Source organism: Streptomyces sp. NPDC059248, assembly GCF_042753905.1.
Classification (GTDB): domain Bacteria; phylum Actinomycetota; class Actinomycetes; order Streptomycetales; family Streptomycetaceae; genus Streptomyces.
This window is the reverse complement of the sequence record NZ_JBHYZV010000047.1, coordinates 23,950-40,453: the sequence shown is the minus strand read 5'-3', so window position 1 is coordinate 40,453 and position 16,504 is coordinate 23,950. Positions and strand designations below refer to the sequence as shown.

18 protein-coding genes are annotated in these 16,504 nt (G+C 72.7%); 7 read left to right on the top strand and 11 right to left on the bottom strand.

Features of this window, described 5'->3' with window-relative positions:
* Nucleotides 1-238 precede the first annotated feature (238 nt).
* Nucleotides 239-1,792, top strand: coding sequence for a S8 family serine peptidase (locus tag ACFXG1_RS20845; protein ID WP_384744037.1), 1,554 nt, complete (start codon nt 239-241; stop codon nt 1,790-1,792).
* 96 nt (nt 1,793-1,888) lie between these two features.
* On the opposite strand, the gene ACFXG1_RS20840 is transcribed toward ACFXG1_RS20845, so the two are convergent.
* The 3 genes from ACFXG1_RS20840 to ACFXG1_RS20830 form a co-directional block, all read right to left on the bottom strand.
* Nucleotides 1,889-2,563: a lysoplasmalogenase gene (locus tag ACFXG1_RS20840; protein ID WP_384719881.1), complete on the bottom strand. Its 675-nt coding sequence runs from the start codon at nt 2,561-2,563 to the stop codon at nt 1,889-1,891.
* Between the two features lie 71 nt (nt 2,564-2,634).
* Complete coding sequence (locus ACFXG1_RS20835; RefSeq protein ID WP_384719875.1) at nt 2,635-3,531, bottom strand: sterol desaturase family protein; 897 nt, start codon at nt 3,529-3,531, stop codon at nt 2,635-2,637.
* A gap of 130 nt (nt 3,532-3,661) precedes the next feature.
* Nucleotides 3,662-4,408: a VIT family protein gene (locus tag ACFXG1_RS20830; protein ID WP_384719877.1), complete on the bottom strand. Its 747-nt coding sequence runs from the start codon at nt 4,406-4,408 to the stop codon at nt 3,662-3,664.
* A gap of 245 nt (nt 4,409-4,653) precedes the next feature.
* Between ACFXG1_RS20830 and ACFXG1_RS20825 the strand changes: the two genes are divergently transcribed.
* The 5 genes from ACFXG1_RS20825 (at nt 4,654) to ACFXG1_RS20805 (ending at nt 9,632) form a co-directional block, all read left to right on the top strand.
* The gene (locus ACFXG1_RS20825) at nt 4,654-5,655 is read left to right on the top strand and encodes a DEDDh family exonuclease (RefSeq protein ID WP_384719879.1); all 1,002 of its coding nucleotides are present in this window, start codon (nt 4,654-4,656) and stop codon (nt 5,653-5,655) included.
* 159 nt (nt 5,656-5,814) lie between these two features.
* Nucleotides 5,815-6,048: a hypothetical protein gene (locus ACFXG1_RS20820; RefSeq protein WP_384744034.1), complete on the top strand. Its 234-nt coding sequence runs from the start codon at nt 5,815-5,817 to the stop codon at nt 6,046-6,048.
* Nucleotides 6,049-6,127: 79 nt separating this feature from the next.
* Nucleotides 6,128-6,997, top strand: a complete 870-nt coding sequence (locus ACFXG1_RS20815; protein WP_384721661.1) for an SURF1 family protein — start codon at nt 6,128-6,130, stop codon at nt 6,995-6,997.
* An 87-nt stretch (nt 6,998-7,084) separates the two neighbouring features.
* Nucleotides 7,085-8,872: a glycoside hydrolase family 15 protein gene (locus ACFXG1_RS20810; RefSeq protein ID WP_384721658.1), complete on the top strand. Its 1,788-nt coding sequence runs from the start codon at nt 7,085-7,087 to the stop codon at nt 8,870-8,872.
* A 4-nt stretch (nt 8,873-8,876) separates the two neighbouring features.
* Nucleotides 8,877-9,632: an SDR family oxidoreductase gene (locus ACFXG1_RS20805; RefSeq protein WP_384744032.1), complete on the top strand. Its 756-nt coding sequence runs from the start codon at nt 8,877-8,879 to the stop codon at nt 9,630-9,632.
* 275 nt (nt 9,633-9,907) lie between these two features.
* Here the strand turns inward: ACFXG1_RS20805 and amaP are convergent, their stop codons facing one another.
* The 5 genes from amaP to ACFXG1_RS20780 are packed head-to-tail and all read right to left on the bottom strand — an operon-like array spanning nt 9,908 to nt 12,222.
* Nucleotides 9,908-10,489, bottom strand: a complete 582-nt coding sequence (amaP, locus tag ACFXG1_RS20800; protein WP_384744030.1) for an alkaline shock response membrane anchor protein AmaP — start codon at nt 10,487-10,489, stop codon at nt 9,908-9,910.
* Between the two features lie 4 nt (nt 10,490-10,493).
* Complete coding sequence (locus ACFXG1_RS20795; protein ID WP_384744028.1) at nt 10,494-11,123, bottom strand: DUF6286 domain-containing protein; 630 nt, start codon at nt 11,121-11,123, stop codon at nt 10,494-10,496.
* Nucleotides 11,120-11,512 carry an Asp23/Gls24 family envelope stress response protein gene (locus ACFXG1_RS20790; RefSeq protein WP_384744026.1) on the bottom strand — a complete coding sequence of 131 codons (393 nt, stop codon included), beginning with the start codon at nt 11,510-11,512 and terminating at the stop codon, nt 11,120-11,122. The genes ACFXG1_RS20795 and ACFXG1_RS20790 overlap by 4 nt, the downstream gene beginning before the upstream one ends.
* A gap of 5 nt (nt 11,513-11,517) precedes the next feature.
* Complete coding sequence (locus tag ACFXG1_RS20785; protein WP_384719083.1) at nt 11,518-11,709, bottom strand: hypothetical protein; 192 nt, start codon at nt 11,707-11,709, stop codon at nt 11,518-11,520.
* A gap of 42 nt (nt 11,710-11,751) precedes the next feature.
* Nucleotides 11,752-12,222 carry an Asp23/Gls24 family envelope stress response protein gene (locus ACFXG1_RS20780; RefSeq protein WP_384744023.1) on the bottom strand — a complete coding sequence of 157 codons (471 nt, stop codon included), beginning with the start codon at nt 12,220-12,222 and terminating at the stop codon, nt 11,752-11,754.
* A gap of 145 nt (nt 12,223-12,367) precedes the next feature.
* Here ACFXG1_RS20780 and ACFXG1_RS20775 point away from each other — a divergent pair, with 145 nt between their 5' ends.
* Nucleotides 12,368-13,087 carry a hypothetical protein gene (locus ACFXG1_RS20775; RefSeq protein WP_384719079.1) on the top strand — a complete coding sequence of 240 codons (720 nt, stop codon included), beginning with the start codon at nt 12,368-12,370 and terminating at the stop codon, nt 13,085-13,087.
* A 7-nt stretch (nt 13,088-13,094) separates the two neighbouring features.
* Here ACFXG1_RS20775 and ACFXG1_RS20770 read toward each other — a convergent pair whose 3' ends face one another.
* The 3 genes from ACFXG1_RS20770 to ACFXG1_RS20760 form a co-directional block, all read right to left on the bottom strand.
* Nucleotides 13,095-13,922: an enoyl-CoA hydratase/isomerase family protein gene (locus tag ACFXG1_RS20770; protein WP_384719077.1), complete on the bottom strand. Its 828-nt coding sequence runs from the start codon at nt 13,920-13,922 to the stop codon at nt 13,095-13,097.
* Between the two features lie 267 nt (nt 13,923-14,189).
* A complete protein-coding gene (locus ACFXG1_RS20765; RefSeq protein WP_005319113.1) occupies nt 14,190-14,411 on the bottom strand; it encodes a helix-turn-helix domain-containing protein in 222 nt (73 codons plus the stop codon).
* 389 nt (nt 14,412-14,800) lie between these two features.
* A complete protein-coding gene (locus ACFXG1_RS20760) occupies nt 14,801-16,399 on the bottom strand; it encodes an ABC-F family ATP-binding cassette domain-containing protein (protein WP_384744021.1) in 1,599 nt (532 codons plus the stop codon).
* Between the last annotated feature and the right edge of the window lie 105 nt (nt 16,400-16,504).

Below are 16,504 nucleotides of genomic sequence, written 5' to 3'. Positions count from 1 at the left end.
GGGCGGTTCGATGGTGCTCCACCTCCCGACAACGGCACGGAGAGCACGCCGGGCGGGTTCAACTTCGATGATTTTTCCTCCTCCCCGATCGCCCCGATGCCGTTTGTCCGCTCGAACACATTGATGACAACCAAGATCGACGCTAAGTTCACTTGCCATGTACCCGCCCATCGGTGCATCGCGCGCGAGGGGCGGGAGCCAGTGATCCGGCACCGTATTTCGATGATGTGGAGAACCCATGGCTCATCCGGGAACCAGACGGCGGCGTGTGACGGCCCTTACCGCGGGTCTCGCGCTCACCGCCACGCTCGGCTTCCTCCCCGCGGGCGCCGCTTCGGCCGCGGACGCGGCCGTATCGGCCGGTGCGGCCGCCGCGGTTCCGGCGGCGTCGTTCGACGGCCCCCAGCTGTCGTACGTGGTCAATGTGAAGGGCGGCCACGGCACCGCCAAGTCGGTCAAGAAGGCGATAGCCGCCGCGGGCGGCTCCATAGTCATCGCCTACGACCAGATCGGCGTGATCGTCGTCCACTCGAAGAACCCGTCGTTCGGACAGACGATCCGCACGGTCCGCGGTGTCGAGTCCGCCGGTGCCACCCGTACGGCGCCGATCGCCGCCGCCACGGACACCGCGATCGACTCCGAGCGCCCGCTGACGGCCCAGGAGGCGAAGGACGCGGCCGCGGTCGCCACCGACGCCCAGGACCCGCTGGAGCCGCTCCAGTGGAGCCTGCCCGCCATCAAGGCGGACCAGGCCCACCAGCGCACCCTCGGCAGCAAGAAGGTCACGGTCGCCGTGATCGACACCGGTGTCGACGACACCCACCCCGACCTGGCGCCCAACTTCGACACCCGCGCCTCGGCCAACTGCGTCACCGGCAAGCCGGACACCACCCCCGGCTCCTGGCGCCCCGGTCCGACCGAGTCGGACCACGGCACGCATGTCGCGGGCACCATCGCCGCGGCGAAGAACGACGTCGGCGTCACCGGTGTCGCGCCCGGTGTGAAGGTCTCCGGCATCAAGGTCTCCAACCCCGACGGGTTCTTCTACACCGAGTCCGTGGTCTGCGGCTTCGTCTGGGCCGCCGAGAACGGCGCCGAGATCACCAACAACAGCTACTACGTGGACCCGTGGCTGTTCAACTGCGCCACCGACCCGGACCAGACCGCCCTGGTCGAGTCCGTCACCCGCGCCACCCGCTACGCCGAGCGCCGGGGCGCGGTGAACGTGGCCGCCGCCGGCAACTCCCGGATGGACCTGGCCGCAGACCAGCTCACCGACACCACCAGCCCCAACGACGCTCCCGCGCCGACCACGCGGACCATCGACCCGAGCGTCTGCCTCGACATCCCGACGCAGCTCCCGGGCGTCGTGACGACCTCGTCGCTGGGCGCCAAGGGCCTGAAGTCGTCGTTCTCGAACTACGGCAACGGCGTGGTGGACATCTCCGCGCCCGGCGGTGACGCCACCCGCTACCAGGCTCCCGACGGCGGCGCGGTCGACGGCCGCATCCTGTCGACGCTGCCCGGCGGCAAGTACGGCTACAAGGCCGGTACGTCGATGGCCTCCCCGCATGTCGCGGGTGTCGTCGCGCTCATCAAGTCCAAGTACCCCTACGCCCCGCCGGCGCTCGTGAAGGCGCTGCTGTACGGCCAGGCCGACGACACCGCCTGCACCAACCCGTACGACTTCAACAACGACGGCGTCGTGGACGCGGTCTGCGAGGGCGACAAGCGGAAGAACGGCTTCTACGGCGAGGGCGTCACCGACGCGCTCGACGCGGTACGCCGCTGATCCCCGCCCCGTGACACCGTCACGGGGAGCGTGAAGGAGAGGGCCGGACGGATGTCCGGCCCTCTCCCCTTTTCCCCGCCGTACGAGCCCGCGGTTTTACGGCTCCGGAGGCCTGCCGGGCCGTACCGCGGCGAGCACCCCGAGGGCGAGCAGCAGTTGCCCGGCGCTGTAGAAGAACATGATCCAGAAGTCGGGCTCGGGAAGCTGCGGCCAGTCGGCGACCCCGGTCGCGATGATCAGGTCCGAGACCAGGAACAGCGCGCCGCCGGCCCCGGCGAGCGGGCCGAGCACGGCCGACCGCCAGGCCATGACGGTCAGCAGCAGGGCGTATCCGGCGACCGGGATCCTCAGCTCGGCCGGGAGGTCGGGCCAGAGCAGGGCAACGGCCGTGACCAGGGCGACGCCGTAGACGGGCGCGGACCACGCCGGGGGCGCGGCACCGCCCCCGATCCGGGCGAAGAGCGCCAGATAGCAGAGATGGCCCACGGCGAAGGAGCCCATCCCGAGCAGAAACGCCCACTCGGCGCCGGAGAGCAGGAAGACGTCCCCGCCCCAGCCGAAGAGGAGCGCCACGACCAGGAGCCGGGGGCCGCCCCGGACCAGGACGAAGGCCGCGATCAGCGGCATCAGCAGCGGTTTGGCGATCCGGTGACCGGTCTCGGCGCCGGCCACGAGGGAGCCCAGATCGGCCAGGAGCGCCACCGCGAAGGCGGCGGTCAGCACCCGGGCGGCGAGTTCGGCCCGGTCGACGGGCGTCCGGCCGATGGGCAACCGGTCGGCCGGCGTCCGGCCGGCCCGTGGGGAGTGCGGGGAGTGCGGGGACTCGGGTATCCGCTCGGTGGTCACGCGGCACGTCCTGCGGGGGTCTCGGGGGTGGTGAAGGACTCAGGGGTGATGGGGGTCGCGGCTGTCGGGGGCTGCCAGCCGGGCCCGCGCAGCAGCCGCCCCGCCCGCTCCCGCCAGGAGGCCGCCGCCCGCAGATCGCGGACTATGGCGGCGTACTCATGGGTGGCGACCCGCAGCGGGTTGTAGGTGTCGATGTTCTTGGTCAGTCCGTAGACGGGCCGTTCGGACTCGACCGTGAACGAGCCGAAGAGCCGGTCCCAGACGATGAGGATGCCGCCGAAGTTGCGGTCCAGATAGCCGCCCTGGGAGGCGTGGTGCACCCGGTGGTGCGACGGGGTGTTGAAGAGGTACTCGACCGGCCGGGGCAGCTTTCCGATCCGCTCCGTGTGCACCCAGAACTGGTAGACGAGATTGACCGACGAGCAGAGCGCGACGGCCGCCGGATGGACCCCGAGGGCGATCATCGGCAGATAGAACGGCCAGACCGTGAGGGTGGTCCACGGCTGGCGCAGGGCCGTCGTCAGATTGAATTTCCGGCTGGAGTGGTGGACCACATGGCAGGCCCAGAGGATCCGCACGACATGGTGGCCGCGGTGGGACCAGTAGTAGAGGAAGTCCTGCGCGAGCAGCATCAGCGGCAGCGTCCACCAGAGCAGGGGGACGCGCGCCGGGGTGAGTTCGTACACCACCGTGTAGACGGCGACGATCGGGATCTTCCACAGGAAGTCGAAGACCACGCTGCCGAGACCCATGCCGACACTGGTGGCCGCGTCCCGGGACTCGTAACCCGCCGCCTCCTCGTCCGGGCGTAGCCGGTAGCTGATCATTTCCACGGCCGTGAGCAGCACGAAGGCGGGGATCGACCACAGCACGACATCGGGCGGGTTCGACATGGAAGCACCGTAGACGCGGCCCGACGGGCGGGACCAGACGTTGTTACCAACAAGTATGCGAGACTGATTGTCAGCAAGTTTTGGTGACTTCCACCAACTGGGGCGACCGGCTCCCGGCCGTCGGCGCGGGTCAGACTCCCGCCGCGCCGAGCAGCGACCCCGCCGCGTAGGTCACCGCCATCGCCAGCGCCCCGCCGCCCGCGTTGCGGAGGATCGCGGGACCGGTCCGGGCGGCGCCGAGCCGGGCGCTCCACCAGCCGGTGAACACGAGGGCCACGAGTACGGAGCCGACGGTGACCGCCAGCCGGATGTCCGCCGGGGGCAGCACGATCGCCAGCAGCGGCAGCAGGGCACCGACGGTGAAGGCGAGAAAGCTGGCGCCGGCCGCGTGCCAGGGGTTGGCGAGCGCGTCCGGGTCGATGCCCAGCTCCACCCGGGCGTGCGCGCGCAGGGCGTCGCGCTCGGTGAGCTGGACCGCCGCCTCCCGGGCCACTTCCCGGGAGAGTCCGCGCTCCGTCAGCAGCCCGGCCAGCTCCGCCAGTTCCGCCTCGGGCTCCTCCCGCAGCTCGCGCCGCTCGGCGGCGAGCGCGGCCTTCTCGGAGTCGCGCTGTGTGGAGACCGAGACGTACTCCCCGGCCGCCATGGACATCGATCCGGCGAGCAGCCCGGCAAGACCCGAGGTGACCAGGGCGGCCCGGTCATCGGTGGCGCCCGCGACCCCGACCACGAGACCGGCCGTGGAGACGATGCCGTCGTTGGCCCCGAGTACGGCGGCGCGCAGCCAGTTGAGCCGGGTGCCGAGCCCGGTGTCGTGGGGCTCGTGGTGGGGGCGCGGGGGCGGTGCCGGGGGCTCGGCCCCGGTGGCGTCGTACGTCATCACGGGGAGCGTCCCACCGGGCGGCCCGCGGTCCCGGGAGCGACCCGCCCGGAGACCGGCGGACGCGGGCGGGGTGGGGACGAGGGTGGGGACGGGGGCGGGGACGGCGGAGTGGACGGGACTCCGGGAGCTGAAGGAGCTGAGGGGGCGTAAGGGGCGCACGGGGCAGGCGGATCGGGGCGGAATCCGGATGGTGGGAGGATCGGCCACCGGAGTGTCAGTGGCGGGCCGTATTCTCTGTGACCATGCTCGACGACAGCGCGACCACAGCGGCGGACTGGCCCACCGCGTACCCCCAGGGGTATGCGGTGGTCGATGTGGAGACCACCGGACTCGCCCGGGACGACCGGATAGTCTCCGCGGCCGTCTACCGGCTGGACGCCCGCGGCGACGTCGAGGACCACTGGTACACGCTGGTCAATCCGGAGCGCGACCCCGGCCCGGTCTGGATCCACGGGCTCACCGGGGACGTGCTGGCGGGCGCCCCGCTCTTCGCCGAGATCGCCGACGCCTTCTCGGAGCGGCTGGCGGACCGGGTGCTCGTCGCGCACAACGCCCTCTTCGACTGGTCCATGATCGCCCGGGAGTACGCCCGCGCGGGCCGGACCGCGCCGGTCCGGAGCAGGCTGTGCACGATCGCGCTCGCCAAGGAGCTGGCCCTGCCGCTGCCCAATCACAAACTGGAGTCGCTCGCCGCGCACTTCGGGGTGGTCCAGCAGCGGGCCCACCACGCGCTGGACGACGCGCGGGTGCTGGCGGAGGCGTTCCGGCCGAGTCTGCGGGCGGCGGTCCGCGACGGGGTGCGGCTGCCGCTGCTGGAGTGCCGTCCGCTCACCGAGTGGTCCGACGCCCCCGCCGGGTCCCCGCGCGTCGGCTACCAGTCGTCGTACGGCCACCGTCCGTCGGGCGGCTCCGGGTACGGCGGCTGGCGCCCGTCGCGGAAGCGGCCCGCCTGCCCCCATCCGAACCCGGGGCGGTACGTGGCCGGGCAGCCGCTGCGGCAGGGGATGCGAATCGCCTTCTCCGGCGACACCTCCGTCGACCGCGAGCTGCTGGAGGACCGGGCCTTCGACGCCGGACTGCACATCGCGACCAGCGTCTCCCGGCTGACCAGCCTGCTGGTGACCAACGACCCCGAATCGATCACCTCCAAGGTGGTCAAGGCCCGGACGTACGGCACCCCGGTCGTCGACGAGGCGGCCTTCACCCAGCTCCTGCGGGACGTGGCCCCGGCGGATCCGGCCTAGTCGTATCCCGAGCCGCGTCCCGAGTCGTGGCCCGAGCCGCGTCCTGATTCACGGCCCGAGTCACGGCCCGAGTCATGGCCCGGGCCGTGTCTTGCAGTCGGGTGACGGCCGGGCGCGTCGCCGTCGCGATCGGCCGCCGCCGACCGCACTCTGTGCCCCATGGCACGTTGTGAGGTCTGCGGTAACGAGTACGGGATGTCGTTCGAGGTGCACGCGCAGGGCGCGGTGCACGTCTTCGACTGCTTCGCCTGCGCCATCCACCGGATGGCGCCCATCTGCGAGCACTGCCGGGTCCAGATCATCGGACAGGGCGTCGAGGCGGAGGGCCACTGGTACTGCGGAGCGCACTGCGCCCGGGCCGAGGGCCGGGTCGGGATCGTCGACAACGTCTGAACGTTTCCCGGGCCACGGCCCGCCGCACGGAAGGGGCCCCACCGGCGGGCGCGCCGGGGGCGACAGGTACCGTCGATCCGTGTACCGCTTCCTGTTGACCCGGCAGTGGGTGAGCCTCACCCTCATCGGGCTCGTCCTCATCCCCACGATGATCGAGCTGGGCTTCTGGCAGTTCCACCGCCATGAGCGCCGCGTGGAGCAGAACGCGCTGATCGCCCGGAACCTCGACGCGAAGCCGGTCGCGGTCACCGAGCTGACCTCCCCGGGCCACAAGGTCCCCCGCGCGGACTACTGGCGCCGGGTCGTCGCCACGGGCGTCTTCGACACCTCCGGCGAGGTCGTCGTCCGCCGCCGTACCGACTCCGACGAGCGGGTCGGTGTCCATGTGCTGACGCCGCTGGTGCTCGGGGACGGCCGGGTCGTCATGGTCAACCGCGGCTGGGTGCCGTCGGCCACCGACCCCAAGGCGTACCCCGAGGTCCCCGCCCCGCCCAAGGGCACCGTGACCGTCACCGGCAGGCTCAAGGCCGACGAGACCACGGCGGCCAGCGGAATCAAGGACCTCGCCGGGCTGCCGCCGCGACAGGTGATGCTGATCAACAGCGGGCAGCAGGCGGAGCTGCTGGGCAAGGAGGTGCTCGGCGGCTATGTCGAGCTGACCGGTCCCGAGCCCGTGGACGGCAAGCCCGAGATGATCGGCTCCCCGGACCACGACTCCATCGGCGCGCACATGGCGTACGCCGTCCAGTGGTGGCTGTTCACGGCCGCCGTCCCCGTCGGCTGGGTGATCCTGGTCCGCCGCGAGATCCGCGACCGGCGGGCCGCCGCGGAGGCCGAGGCCGCGAAGGCGGGGGCGGAGGCGGCGGAGGAGTCCGCGGCCGCGGGGGCCGCGGGGGCCGCGAACGAGGAGACCTCGGCCGGGGAGCCGAAGGAACCCGCGACGACCTGAACCCGCCCGTCCCGGTGGCCCCTCCCGCCCCGGGCGGATCGGGCACCCGGCTGATTGACCCTCGTACGCAACGGGAACACGCGAAACGTGACCCTACGCATCGAGGACTACGCCCTCATCGGCGATCTCCAGACGGCGGCCCTGGTCGGTACGGACGGCTCCGTCGACTGGCTCTGCCTGCCGCGGTTCGACTCCGGCGCGTGCTTCGCCGCCCTGCTGGGCGACAAGGAGAACGGTCACTGGCGGATCGCCCCCAAGGGGGCGGAGCGCTGTACGTCCCGCCGCTACATCGGCGACACCCTCGTCCTCGAAACCCGCTGGGAGACCAGGACCGGCACCGTCAAGGTCGTCGACTTCATGCCCCAGCGGGACATCACCCCCGATGTCATCCGGATCGTGGAGGGCGTCACCGGAACGGTCGAGATGGAGTCCGTCCTGCGGCTCCGCTTCGACCACGGCTCGATCGTGCCGTGGATGCGCCGCTCCGAAGGCCACCGGGTGGCGGTCGCCGGCCCCGACTCCGTATGGCTGCGCAGTGAACCGCCGGTACGGACCTGGGGGCAGCAGTTCAGCACGGTCTCGTCGTTCGCCGTCGGCGAGGGCGACCGGGTGGCGTTCGTCCTCAGCTGGCACCCCTCCCACGAGCAGCGCCCCGATCTCCTCGATCCGCACGAGGCCCTGCGGTGCAGCCTCGCGGACTGGGAGGGATGGTCCGCCACCTGCCGTACCCGGGGCCGTTACCGGGAGTCCGTGGTCCGCTCCCTCATCACCCTCAAAGCCCTCACCTACGCCCCCACCGGCGGAATCGTCGCCGCCCCCACCACCTCCCTCCCCGAGGAGATCGGCGGCGTACGGAACTGGGACTACCGCTTCTGCTGGCTGCGGGACTCCACCCTGACCCTGGGCGCCCTGCTCGCCGCGGGCTACCAGGAGGAGGCGGCGGCCTGGCGCGACTGGCTGCTGCGGGCCGTCGCCGGCGACCCGGCGGACCTCCAGATCATGTACGGGCTCGGCGGCGAGCGCCGGCTCCCCGAGACGGAGCTGCCGTGGCTGGCCGGCTACGGCGGCTCCGCCCCCGTACGCGTCGGCAACGCGGCCGTGGACCAGCTCCAGCTCGATGTGTACGGGGAAGTCATGGACTCCCTCTTCCTCGCGGAACAGCAGGGCATCCCCGGCGAGAGACACGCCTGGTTCATCCAGCTCAGCCTGCTGGGATTCCTGGAGTCCAAGTGGCGCGAGCCCGACGAGGGACTGTGGGAGGTACGGGGGCCCCGGCAGCATTTCGTGCACTCCAAGGTGATGGCCTGGGTGGCCGCGGACCGGGCCGTACGAACCCTGGAGGCCGACCCCGGCCTGCGCGGGGACGTCAACCGCTGGCGGGCCATGCGGGACGAGGTGCACCGGGAGGTCTGCGAACGGGGGTACGACCCGGCGCGCAACACCTTCACCCAGTACTACGGATCACGCGAACTGGACGCCGCGACCCTGCTGATCCCCCGGGTCGGTTTTCTGCCGCCCGACGACCCCCGGGTCGTCGGCACCGTCGACGCCGTCCGCGCCGAACTGGGCGCCGCGGGTGGTCTCGTACGCCGCTACAGCACCGAAGGCACCGCGGTCGACGGGCTGCCCGGATCCGAGGGCGCCTTCCTGGCCTGCTCCTTCTGGCTCGCCGACGCCCTGCGGATGACGGGCCGCGACACCGAGGCCCGGGAACTCTTCGAGCGGCTGCTCGCGCTCAGGAACGACGTGGGACTGCTGGCCGAGGAGTACGACCCCGGGGCCCGGCGGCAGCTGGGGAACTTCCCGCAGGCGTTCAGCCATATCGCCCTGGTGACGACGGCCCTCGCGCTCTCGGGTGACGACGCGGCAGGATAAGCCCATGGATCTTGGACTGAAGGACCGTGTGTACATCGTCACCGGGGGCTCCCGCGGACTGGGCAACGCGTCCGCGCGGGCGCTGGTCGCCGAGGGCGCGAAGGTCGTCGTCTCCGGACGGGACGAGAAGACCGTCGCGGACGCGGCGGCCGAACTGGGCGCCGACGCGGTCGGCGTCGCCGTCGACAACGCCGACCCCGAAGGCGCGGAGCGGCTGCTGGCCGCCGCGCGGGCGCACTTCGGCCGGGTCGACGGCGTCCTGATCAGCGTCGGCGGCCCGCCGCCGGGGTCGGCGGGCGACAACACCGACGAACAGTGGCGGGGAGCCTTCGAATCCGTCTTCCTCGGCGCCGTACGGCTGGCGCGGGCCGCCGTCGGGGCGCTCGGGGAAGGCGGTGTCGTCGGATTCGTGCTCTCCGGCTCCGTCCACGAACCGATCCCCGGCCTCACCATCTCCAACGGCCTGCGCCCCGGCCTGGCCGGCTTCGCCAAATCCCTCGCGGACGAGGTCGGCCCGCGCGGCATCCGGGTCGTGGGCCTGCTGCCCGCCCGGATCGACACGGACCGGGTCCGCGAACTCGACGCCCTGACGGGCGACGCCGAATCGTCCCGGGCGGGGCACGAGTCGCGGATTCCGCTGCGGAGGTACGGGGCGCCGGAGGAGTTCGGGCGGGTGGCCGCGTTCCTGCTGTCGCCGGCGGCGTCGTACCTCACGGGTGTGATGCTGCCCGTCGACGGGGGCGCGCGACACGGCTTCTGACGCGGGGTGTTGTGCGGGGTGTTGTGCGGGGTCTTGTGTGTCTTGTTGGCTGGCCGCACTCCCGGACCCTGCGGGTCGCCCGTGCGGCGCGGGTTGGTCGGTCGGTCCCGGGGTCACCTCCTCGCCGTCGGCGGAACCCTGGGCCTTGGAAACGGTCACCGCTGCCGTACCGCCGACGGCTGCGGGGGCGACCCCGCACCCGCCCTCCCCACGACGACGGACATGACCGCTCAGCCCAGGGGCTCTTAGAAGCGCGGCACCCGGAGAGGGAAACGTCAGGCGACGCGGGTCGGGGCGTGGCGGGAGGCGTGGAGGCGGGTGGTGGTGGGGAGCGTCGCGAGGCCCGTGGAGGCGCGGGCGTGCTCCACCGCCTCCGCCGTCAGCGCGCGCAGCGTCCCCGCCGGGGAGGCGTGCGGTTCCAGCTTGAGCCGTACCCGCGCCTCCGGCTCACCCCCGCGGCGCCGTAGCGCGATCCGCGCGCGGGCGACGCCGTCGAGCGACTCGGCCTCCGCCTCCATCGCCTGTTCGAGGGCCCGGCCCCGCACCCGTGCGATGTCGCCGTCGGAGCCGGTGTCGACGACGACATCGGCGAGCCGGGCGCGGCGGAGCTGGGCCAGCAGCAGCCAGAGCGCGAGCAGGACCAGGACGGCGAGGGCGGCGATGACGACCGGCCACCACCAGCTCTCGGACCGCCAGCGGTCCCGGTCCGCCGTGCTGAGCGGGACGTCGCCGGGGCCGTACCAGGGCCACCAGGACGGTACGGAGAGCCCCGCGCCCGCCGCGAGGGCCGCGCCACCGACGGCCAGCAGCACCACTCCGGCGAGTCCGAGTGCCACTCGGTTGACGGTCCGCAGCATCGGTTCACCTCTTCTTGCGGGGCGGCCGCGCCACCCGTACCGACGGCACCGGCGGCTTCGCCAGGCCGAGTTCGCCGACGGCCCCGTCGAGGGCCGTGTCCAGGTCGGCGCGGACCTCGTCGAGGTCGCGGAAGTGGGACCGCGCCCGTACGGACGCCTTGCGGCGCCCCACCCGTACCCGTACGGACTGCACGCCCGGCACCTCCAGTGCCCGGTCGCGCAGGTACAGGGCCGCCGCGTCGCGGGCGAGGGCCGCGTGTACGGGCCCGGGGGCGGCCGGGTCGGCGTCGCGGCGCATGGGGAGCAGGGCGCGGAGGCCGGGGGTGAGGGCGAGGATCAGCAGCCAGAGGCCGATGGCGGCGACCGCGGCCGCGACGGCCATGGCCCAGGTGTCGTCGAGGGGGCGGCTCGCGAGGTCGTCGGCGGCCGTGCGCCGCCAGGCCATGCCGGGCCGGCCGGCGCGTACCGCCGCGATGTCGTAGAGCAGGATCCCGGCGCCGCCGAGGACGACGAGGGCCAGCAGCGCGGCGGGCAGGCGCCGGGTGGACCAAGGGCGCCGCGCCTTCGCGGCGGCGGCGCCGGGCGCGGGCACGGCCGCGATGTCCGGGCCGGAACCGGAGTCGGGGTGCGTCATCGGACGTCACGCTCCCCCGCCGCCCGCGCGTGCGCCGGGTGGAGACCTTCGACGGAGACGTCCACCTCGGGTACGTCCATGCCCGCCAGGCTCGTCACCCGCTCCACGACCCGGCGGCGTACGGCGGCGCACCGCCGGCCGATGTCGGCGGGGTAGTCGAGGTCGAGGCTGATCCGTACGCGCGCGGTGTCGTGGTGGACGACGACCCCGGCATGCGGCGCCGAGCCGCCTTTCGGAATCCGGCCCAGCGCCTCCCGCGCCGCCTGTGCGGCGATCTTGGCGACGACCCGGTCGGCGACCACGGTCGCGCCCCGGTCGCCCGCGGCGACCGGGGCCGTACCAGCGGTATCGGACGGGCCGGCTCCGAGGCCGCCCCGTTCACCCGCCACCCGCGTCACCGGGGCCGGTCGCCGCGGTCGCGGCTCCGGAAGAAGTCACCGGGTTCGAGGTCGCCCTCCAGAAAGCGCCCCACCACGAACCCGACCGCCCCGAGCGCGGCGACCAGCAGAAACGCGCCGAAACCGCCGAAGTACCCGGCGAAGCCGAGTGCCATTCCGGCCACCAGGCCGACCGCGGACATACTCATTCCCAGCTCCTTCGTCCGGACCACCGGAACCGCGGCCCTCGGCTACTGGAGCCGGGGCTCCTCTTCGTCGTCCTCCTCCTCGGGGAGCTTCACATCGCTCACGGCGATGTTCACCTCGACGACTTCGAGGCTCGTCATCCGCTCCACCGCCGAGATCACGTTCTCCCGTACCGCGCGGGCCACATCGGTGATCGACACGCCGTAGTCGACGACGATCTCCAGGTCGATGGCCGTCTGAACCTCGCCGACCTCGGCCTTCACCCCACGGGTGACGCTGGATTTGGCGCCGCCCGGTACCCGGTCGCGGACCGCGCCGAAGGTCCGGGACAGTCCGCTGCCCATGGCGTGGACGCCGACGACGTCCCGGGCCGCGAGTCCGGTGATCTTCTCGACGACGCCGTCGGCGATGGTGGTACGGCCCCGGGAGCCGGGGTCGCCGCCGCCCCGCTTGCTCACGGACGTCCTCCTCGGCTCGTCGCCCGAGCCGGATCCACTGCTGGCGGTGTCACTCATACCGGTGTCCTTTCCAGGCCCTGCCGAACATTCGGGTGCCGACGACGGTGGGCCGTAGCGCCATGATTGCCGCCTTTACACCCTTATGTCCCCACACTAAGGCGGAATGCCGGGTCTCGCGCCGGGGATACGGCAGGGTGGGGGCATGACCACTGCCGAAGCGGTACGGGCCCGGCTCGGCCCGGGCCGGCTGCTGCCACTGGGCCGGGCCGAGGACGGCGCCTGGCTGGCGGAACGGGCCGCCGGAGCGGTACTGATCCGGGCGGCGGCCGGAATCGGGGGCGTACGTCCGGGCGGGGTGAGGCTCGGGCTCGCCGATCCCCCGGCGGCGCTCGCCCCGGCGGTACCGGCCCCGCCGAGCGCCCTGCCGTACGGCCCGCTGCGGATCGAGGCGGAGTTCGCGGCGGACCGGGCGGCGCTGGCCCGGCAGTCACTGGCGGCGCTGGGCGCGGCGGTACGCGGCGCCCTGCTCACGGCGGCGCGGGACACCCTGGACCTGGTGGTGGCCGGGATCGATCTACGACTCACGGATGTGCTGGACGCTTCGGCGGACCCCGGCCGCGCCGATGGACCGACCGGGCGACGGGACGGGTCGACGGCCGGTGTGCCCCCGTCCGACTACGCGGACGACCCGGTCGCCGTCGCCGTGGCGCGGGTCCCGGGTGTGGCCGGGCTGACCGGGGTCCTGGGCGCGCCCGTGCACCGGGCGTCCGATCATGTGCGGGTGGAGTGCGCGATGGCGGGTGATCACCGGCCGCTGGCGGTGGTACGGGCGGTCCGGGCGGCGGCCCTGGCGGCGCTCGGGGCGGATCTCCCGGTATCAGTCCTGGTCACGGCGGTGGACCGGCCGGGCCCCCGGCGCTGATCCGGGTTCAGTCGCCGAGGCCCGCCAGATCCCGGAGACGGCGCGCCTGGGCCGCGCGCTCGGCGGCGCGCTGATCCTCGTACGAACGGTGCACCGCGCCCTGGAGCAGCGCCTTCGTCTCCACGACGGCGTCCCTGGGCGCGGCCAGCAGGGCCGTGGTGAGGTCGTGGACGGCCGCGTCGAGTTCGGCGGCCGGGACGACGAGATTGGCCAGGCCGGTGCGCTCCGCCTCGTCGGCGTGGACGAACCGCCCGGTGGCGCAGATCTCCAGCGCGCGGGCGTAGCCGACGAGGGAGACCAGGGGATGCGTACCGGTCAGATCGGGGACCAGACCGAGGCTGGTCTCCCGCATGGCGAACCGCGCGTCGTCGGCGAGGATCCGCAGATCGCAGGCGAGGGCGAGCTGGAAGCCCGCCCCGATGGCATGCCCCCGCACCGCGGCGACGGAGACGAGATCGCTCCGGCGCCACCAGGTGAACGCCTCCTGGTACTCGGCGATCGCGGCGTCCAGCGCCGCGTCGTCACGGCGTGCCAGGTCGATGAACGACGGCTCGCCGCCGAAGCCCTCCGGGGTGAACCCCTGGCGGTCGAGTCCGGCGGAGAAGGACGGGCCCTCTCCGCGCAGCACCACGACCCGGACCGACCCCGGCAGCGACCGTCCGGCCCGGGCCAGGGCCCGCCACATCGCGGGCGACTGGGCGTTCCGCTTGGCCGCGCGGGCCAGCGTCACCGTGGCCACCGCGTCCGCGATGGTGAGCCGTACGCCGTCCTCGTCCAGCACGGTCTCCGGCACGTCGTCGCGCGGGGTGTCCTGTACGGATTCGGGCGTGGTCATGGGGCGCCTCCGGGTCGGTGCGGCACGGTGCCAGTCCACGGTAGACTAAGCGACCGCACAGTAACCACCCGGCGGACCAAGCGAATCCCGCCGGGCGCACACCCGGCGACCGGGGGGATGACCCCGCCCGGCACCGGAGAGCCGTCCGGCGACGGGCCGCCCATGACCTGCGCGGACCCGACGCGCGAGCCGTGTCGACCCAGCGCGCCCGGATCCGGCGGGCGTCCGGAGGAACGACGCGGGAGCGCCCGAAGGCGACTCCGCGCGTCAGGCCGAGGCGGCCTTCTTTCCCCGGGTCGCGCCACCGCGTCCGCGGAGGACGACTCCGGACTCACTCAGCATCCGGTGGACGAATCCGTAGGACCGGCCGGTCTCCTCGGCCAGCGCCCGGATACTCGCACCGGAGTCGTACTTCTTCTTCAGGTCTGCCGCGAGCTTGTCGCGCGCGGCGCCGGTCACCCGGCTGCCCTTCTTCAGAGTCTCGGCCACCCGTGCCTCCTCATGGGAAGTGCGCTCTGGACTTCTCATGATCACCCCTTGCGGCTCTCCTGGCCACCCATTCGGCAAGGTCCATGGGACGAGCTTCACGGTGCAAAGCCGCCCCCAGCAGGCCGGAATCCTGGATTCCGACGGCCCGTGGATCCGCTCCGAAATCCGGATCGGGAAAGAGACACCAGGTCAGAGCCGGTGCGCGGGGAGGCGCACCGGGCCGCGACCTGGCTGGTGGAAAATGTTCGGCCTGCGCCAGCAACCACACCGGGGTACCAGAGCGTCTCACTCAGATGACGGATCACCCGTGAGCCGAATGATCCCTACGGAAGTGATCATCAACGCCCGTCGCGCCGAGCGCGGGGGTACCGCGCCCGGCTCCGGCGGGATCAGGCGAGCGCCACCAGGTCCGCGTAGTCCGCGCCCCACAGGTCCTCGACGCCGTCGGGCAGCAGAATGATCCGCTCCGGCTCCAGCGCCTCCACCGCGCCCTCGTCGTGCGTGACCAGGATGACCGCGCCCTTGTACGTCCGCAGCGCGCCGAGGATCTCCGCGCGGCTGGCCGGGTCGAGGTTGTTCGTCGGCTCGTCGAGCAGCAGTACGTTCGCCGCCGACACCACCAGCGTGGCCAGGGCCAGCCGGGTCTTCTCACCACCGGAGAGGACCCCCGCCGGCTTGTCGACGTCGTCGCCGGAGAAGAGGAAGGAGCCCAGTGTCTTCCGTACCTCGACGAGGTCGAGGTCGGGCGCGGAGGACCGCATGTTCTCCAGGACGGTGCGGTCGGGGTCGAGGGTCTCGTGCTCCTGGGCGTAGTAGCCGAGCTTCAGACCGTGACCGGGGGTGACCGCGCCGGTGTCGGGGTCCTCGACCCCGGCGAGCAGCCGCAGCAGCGTCGTCTTGCCGGCGCCGTTGAGGCCCAGGATGACCACCCGGGAGCCCTTGTCGACGGCCAGGTCGACATCGGTGAAGATCTCCAGCGACCCGTAGGACTTGGAGAGCCCTTCGGCCCGCAGCGGGGTCTTCCCGCAGGGCGCGGGTTCGGGGAAGCGGAGCTTGGCCACCTTGTCGGCGACCCGGGCGTCCTCCAGGCCCGACAGCAGCCGCTCGGCGCGCCGGGCCATGTTCTGCGCGGCGACCGTCTTGGTGGCCTTGGCGCGCATCTTGTCGGCCTGGGCGTTGAGGGCGGCGGCCTTCTTCTCGGCGTTCTGGCGCTCGCGCCTGCGGCGCTTCTCGTCGGCCTCGCGCTGCTGCTGGTAGAGCTTCCAGCCCATGTTGTAGACGTCGATGGTGGCGCGGTTGGCGTCGAGGTAAAAGACCTTGTTGACGACGGTCTCGACCAGGTCGACGTCGTGGGAGATGACGATGAAGCCGCCGCGGTAGGTCTTCAGATAGTCCCGGAGCCAGACGATCGAGTCGGCGTCGAGGTGGTTGGTCGGCTCGTCGAGGAGGAGCGTGTCGGCGTCCGAGAAGAGGATCCGGGCGAGTTCGACACGGCGGCGCTGACCACCGGAGAGGGTGTGCAGCGGCTGGCCGAGCACCCGGTCGGGCAGTCCGAGGGCGGCGGCGATGGTGGCCGCCTCGGCCTCGGCCGCGTAGCCGCCCTTGGTGAGGAACTCGGTCTCCAGGCGCTCGTACTTCTTCATCGCCTTCTCGCGCGTGGCGCCCTGGCCGTTCGCCATCCGGTCCTCGTTCTCCCGCATCTTGCGGAGCACGGTGTCCAGCTCGCGGGCGGAGAGGATGCGGTCGCGGGCGAGGGCGTCGAGGTCGCCGGTGCGCGGGTCCTGCGGGAGGTAGCCGACCTCGCCGGAGCGGGCGATGGCGCCCGCGGCGGGGATGCCCTCACCCGCCAGACACTTGGTGAGGGTCGTCTTCCCCGCGCCGTTGCGGCCGACGAGGCCGATGCGGTCGCCCTTGGCGACCCGGAAGGAAGCGGACTCGATGAGGACACGGGCGCCGGCGCGCAACTCGATGCCGGAAGCGGTGATCACGGACAGACTCCAGAAACAGCGGTATGGACGGCGGAGGGGTGGGCGTGCGCTGCTACGACGCCGTCTATTGCGCGAGGAGAATGGCCATAGGGCCAGTCTAACGGG